Here is a 5,346-nt window from a genome sequence, read left to right as displayed (position 1 = left end):
TCTTCCTTTAAACCCAAATCTCTGTACTCTATATTAATGAAAACTGCTATAATATCATGTCCGTTTAATTAGTGATAAAAAAACTTTCTGCTCCTGATATACTCCTTATTTCTTCTCTTCCTCCTGACTCCTGTCTCCTGTCTCCTGTCTCCTCCTTAACTGTTCATCCGGACATGATATAAGTTGCCAACTACCATAGTAAATTTCATAAAAGTTGTGAGTTGCTCAGAGATATAACTGAAGGTTTACAAATTTAGGAGTTCAATGATGAATCGCAATTCTTCATGGGAAAAAACTCTTGTTGTTGGCTTTATTACAATTTTGGCACTTGGCTTACTGAACGCAATATTTTTCGGTGCTATCAAAATACATCTTCAATGTGAAAAATCTTCACCTGGAGAAATATATTGTCAGTTAACTAAAACAAGGCTTGTTGGAGAAGTAGAACAAACTTTGAAACCGGGTGAGTTGAAAAGAGCAAGACTAGACGAAGATATTGAGTATGATGAAAACGGAGGATATACAATAGACTATAATGTCGTACTGGAAACTCAAAAAGGTAAGATTCCATTTGGTGTCAGCACTTCATGGATAGGGAATAAAAAAGAAAGGGTGAGTCAAATTAATGATTTTCTAGAGAATACCAATACAACTCTATTGGATATAGAACAAAATAATCTTCAGACTTTATTTGTGAGTTTGATTATCGAATTAAGAAGTATATTATTTATGTCGGCGTTGGCTCTGATCCGTTATCTATACTCCAAGCTCTATCAGCTCTATAGAGGAATTAGAGCCAGGTTAATTTCTATATTAGACCAGATGAATAAACAACCGAAGAAAGCTCCTTTATCTCTTGAGAAGGACACCCAGGGATAATACAGCGCTTTTCAGATACATGAACCACACCACCAGAACTAAAATCTTCAAGGGACGTTCCATGGAACATCCCTTGTCAAAAAATTAACCATATCAAGCTTTCGGAAATTGCATAAGTGGCTAGTTATACGGATATATAATAGAGTAAAACCAATTTTAATAGTTAATTTTATGAAAGCAATAATTAAATATTCTCTGGTGTGGGGAGCAACATTTATTAGTATCTGTGGGTTAACTGTGGGGATGGTTAAGCCAGTAATGGGGGAAATTAAACCTGCTGTAGTAGCACAACAGTCTGGGGATAATGAGGAAGTAAAGCGACTTTTTCAAGAAGCTATTGAATTGTCGAAACAAAAAAAATATAACGAAGCTATTTCTTTATTGGAAAGTGCTTTGCTCATTTTAAAAAATTCAGGTGCTTCTGAAACATCTGATGCTGGAATAATTCTTAATTTTTTAGGTCTACAGCACTACTACCAAGGAAGTTACAGTGAAGCAGAACCCATTTACAAAAGAGCCTTAGCTGTGAATGAGAAAGCTTTGGGTGCTGACGATCCCTCAATCATACCAAACCTGAACAACTTGGCATTACTCTACTCTAAGCAAGGGAAATATAGTGAAGCAGAACCTCTTTTAAAACGTGCCTTAGCGATCGCTGAAAAAGCTTTGGGTTTAGAACATCCTGATGTCGCACAAACCCTCAACAATTTAGGATTACTCTATCATAACCAAAAACAGTACAGCGAAGCCGAACCTCTTTACCAACGTGCTTTAGCTATTAGAGAAAAAGCTTTGGGTGTTGACCATCCTCTTGTTGCTACTAGCCTCAACAACTTGGCAGCACTCTACGGTGAGCAACGAAGGTACAGTCAAGCCGAACCGATGTACAAAAGAGCCTTAGCTATTATAGAAAAAACCTTGGGTACTGACCATCCTTTTGTTGCAGAAAATCTCAACAATTTGGCACAATTTTACTATCAGCAAGGAAAATACACAGAAGCTGAAAAAATGCACCAACGTGCTTTAGCTATCAGAGAAAAGGCTTTGGGTGTTGACCATCTCCATGTTGCACAAAGTCGAAACAATTTGGGATTACTTTACCATAGCCAAGGAAGATACACAGAAGCGGAAACAATGCACCAACGTGCTTTAGCCATCTATGAAAAAGTTTTAGGTATTGACCATCTCTATGTCGCACGAAGTCTCAACAACTTAGCATCACTCTACAATACTCAAAGAAGATACAATAAAATTGAACCCATGTACCAACGAGCTTTAGCTATCTATGAAAAAGTCTTGGGGCAAGATCATCTTGATGTGGCTACCCTGCTCAACAATTTGGCTGAACTCTATCATAACCAAGGAAGGTACAGCAAAGCCGAACCCATTTTCCAACGAGCCTTAGCTATCTATGAGCAAGTCTTAGGCCAAGACCATCCTGATGTAGCTACCCTGCTCAACAATTTGGCAGCACTTTACTATAGCCAAGGAAGATACAGTGAAGCCGAACCGATATATCAACGAGCTTTAGCTATTAATGAGAAAGCCTTGGATGCAGACCATCCCTATCTTGCACGAAGTCTAAATAATTTAGCCGAACTTTACCATAATCAAGGAAGGTACACAGAAGCCGAATCATTTTTCCAACGAGCCTTAGCAATTAGAGAGAAAACTTTGGGTGCTAACCATCCTCTTGTTGCTAGTACCCTCAACAATTTAGCATCACTCTACCATAACCAAGAAAGGTACAAAAAAGCTGAACCATTTTACCAAAAAGCCTTAGCTATCAGGGAGAAAACTTTGGGTGCTGAAAATCCCGATGTTGCAGTCAGCATCAATAACTTAGCTTCCCTGTATGATGACCAAGGAAAGTACAAAGAAGCAGAACCACTTTACCAAAAAGCCTTAGCTATCAACGAGAAGACCTTGGGCGTGGAACATCCTCTTGTGGCTACCAGCCTCAATAACTTAGCTTCCCTGTATGATGACCAAGGAAGGTACACCGAATCCGAATTGCTTTACCAACGAGCTTTAGCTATCAGAGAAAAAATATTGGATGCAGACCATCCCAATATTGCCACCAGCCTTAACAACCTAGCAGCACTCTATCAAGCTCAAGGTAATACAACCAGTGCCATTGAATATCGCACCAGAGGAATGGAAATACAAGAAACCACCATTACTACCTTCCTCGCCACAGGTTCGGAAAGTCAAAAACAAGCCTCCATCCTCACCGTCTTAGGTTCAACTTACCAAACAATATCCCTACATATCCAAGACGCACCCAATAACCCAAACGCAGCAAAACTTGCCCTAACAACCATTCTCCGACGCAAAGGTCGCATCCTTGATTCCATCACCAACTCCCTCCAAACCATCCGCGACAACCTCACCCCAGAAAATCAAAAACTCCTCGACGACCTCGCCAACACCCGCACTCAACTAGCTGCCCTCATCTACAACAAACCCAAACATCTTCCTCTCCAACAATATCGCCAACAAATCGCAACCTTAAAAAGTAAAGCAGAGAAATTAGAAGCAGACCTTTCCCGCGCCAGTACAGCATTCAGCAAAACATCTGAACCAGTAACCATCGAAACAGTACAAAAGTTAATTCCCCCTGACGCAGCATTAGTAGAAATCATCCAGTATAAACCTTACGACGCCAAAACTAATAAGTTTGGTCAACCCCACTACGCAGCCTACATTCTGCACTCCACAGACACACCCCAATGGATAGATCTGGGAGTAGCCGAACCCATCCACAAAGCCGTTGCCGAATTCCGCTACACCTTATCAACACCAGATACATCACCCCAACAAATTGCCCGCACCTTAGACAAACAGGTGATGCAACCCATCCGTCAAAAGTTAGGCAACACCAAACACATCCTCTTATCTCCAGACTCCCAACTCAACCTCATTCCCTTTGCTGCTTTAGTCGATGAAAACAACCAATATTTAATCGAAAACTATAATATTACCTACCTCACCACGGGACGCGACTTAATCCGACTTGACATTGACTTCCCCACTCAGCAACCACCAATATTAGTTGCCAACCCCGAATACGACACCCCCGGAAACCTCACTTCTACTCAACTTGTCGCTAATAACCGCAGCAACAACAAACGCGCGACAGACTTAGCAAGTCTGCAAGTGGGAGCTTTACCAGGAACAAAAGCAGAAGCAGAAGCTATTGCACCGATGTTGTCAGATGTGACCTTGTTAACCGAGTCTAACGCCACAGAAAATGCGATTAAAAAAGTCAAAGCTCCAGAAATACTGCATATTGCCACCCACGGTTTCTTTCTTGAAGATGTTGAAGAAGTTACATCGTCTATTTCAGGTAGAGGTGGTTTAATAGTAGAACCTGATTTTAATGCTTCCATCCGCCGACCTATTGCTCAAAATTTAGAAAACCCACTATTACGTTCGGGTCTTGCTTTAGCAGGTTTTAACCCTCGCAGAAGTGGTGATGAAGACGGAGTAATGACGGCATTAGAAATTGCGAATTTAAGTTTGGGCGGTACAAAGTTGGTAGTATTATCTGCTTGTGAGACGGGAGTGGGAGACGTGAATGTGGGAGAAGGAGTTTATGGTTTGCGTCGAGCGTTAGCTATTGCGGGTAGTGAAAGTCAGGTAATTAGTTTATGGAAAGTGGATGACTTTGGTACGAAAGAATTAATGGTGAAATATTATCAACGGGTTTTGAATAATGAAGGGCGTTCAGAAGCAATGCGACAAACACAGTTAGAGATGTTGGGAACAGAGGGGTATGAGCATCCGTTTTATTGGGCGTCGTTTATTCCCTCTGGAGATTGGAGAGCGATGGGAATTTAGAAGTAATATTTGACACTCGTTTGAGCATTTGCATAACTGGTTACTTCTAGGAATATATAATTAAGTAGGTGTACTAATGGGGTGAATTTTATGAAAGCAATAATTAAATATTCTCTGGTGTGGGGAGCAACAATTATTAGTATCTGTGGGTTAACTGTGGGGATGGCGAAACCAGTAGTAGGGGAAATTAAGCCTGCTGTGGTAGCACAACAGTCTGGGGAAGTGGAGGAATTTAACCGACTTTTTCAACAGGCAGAGAAGTTGTCAAAACAGGGAAAATATAGTGAAGCTATACCACTATTAGAACGTGCCTTAGTTATTTTAGAAAATGCAGGTGCTTCTGAAAGCACTGTTGCTGCCACAGTTATTAATTTTTTAGGTGTGCAGCACTATTACCAAGGTAATTACACAGAAGCTTTACCCCTAGTCCAAAGGTCTCTGGCAATATTAGAAAAAGCATTAGGAACTGACCATCCAGACGTTGCCACCAGCCTCAATAACCTGGCAGCACTGTACCGTGACCAAGGGAACTACACAGAAGCCTTACCCCTATTCCAAAGGTCTCTGGCAATCAGAGAGAAAGCATTAGGAGGAGGCCATCCAGAGGTTGCCAACAGCCTCAAC

The 5,346-nt window shown here is 41.1% G+C and carries 3 protein-coding genes; all 3 read left to right on the top strand.

Annotated features, from left to right (window positions below):
• Positions 1–264: 264 nt before the first annotated feature.
• Entirely contained in the window at positions 265–879 is a 615-nt protein-coding gene (locus tag ACP6PL_RS24410) for a hypothetical protein (RefSeq protein WP_426547923.1), read from the top strand.
• Positions 880–1,050: 171 nt separating this feature from the next.
• A complete protein-coding gene (locus tag ACP6PL_RS24405) occupies positions 1,051–4,722 on the top strand; it encodes a tetratricopeptide repeat protein (protein WP_426547922.1) in 3,672 nt (1,223 codons plus the stop codon).
• Positions 4,723–4,812: 90 nt separating this feature from the next.
• The coding region (locus ACP6PL_RS24400; protein ID WP_426547921.1) for a tetratricopeptide repeat protein at positions 4,813–5,346 on the top strand (534 nt) is incomplete at its 3' end.

The sequence above is a fragment of the Dapis purpurea BLCC-M126 genome (assembly GCF_050015975.1).
Lineage (GTDB): Bacteria > Cyanobacteriota > Cyanobacteriia > Cyanobacteriales > Microcoleaceae > Trichodesmium.
Note: the sequence above shows the minus strand (reverse complement) of the source record. Positions and strands in the feature narration are given on the sequence as shown.

Coding starts and splice junctions, on each gene's coding strand:
- ACP6PL_RS24410 (WP_426547923.1), top strand. CDS start 265: ATGATGAATCGCAATTCTTCATGGGAAAAAACTCTTGTTGTTGGCTTT.
- ACP6PL_RS24405 (WP_426547922.1), top strand. CDS start 1,051: ATGAAAGCAATAATTAAATATTCTCTGGTGTGGGGAGCAACATTTATT.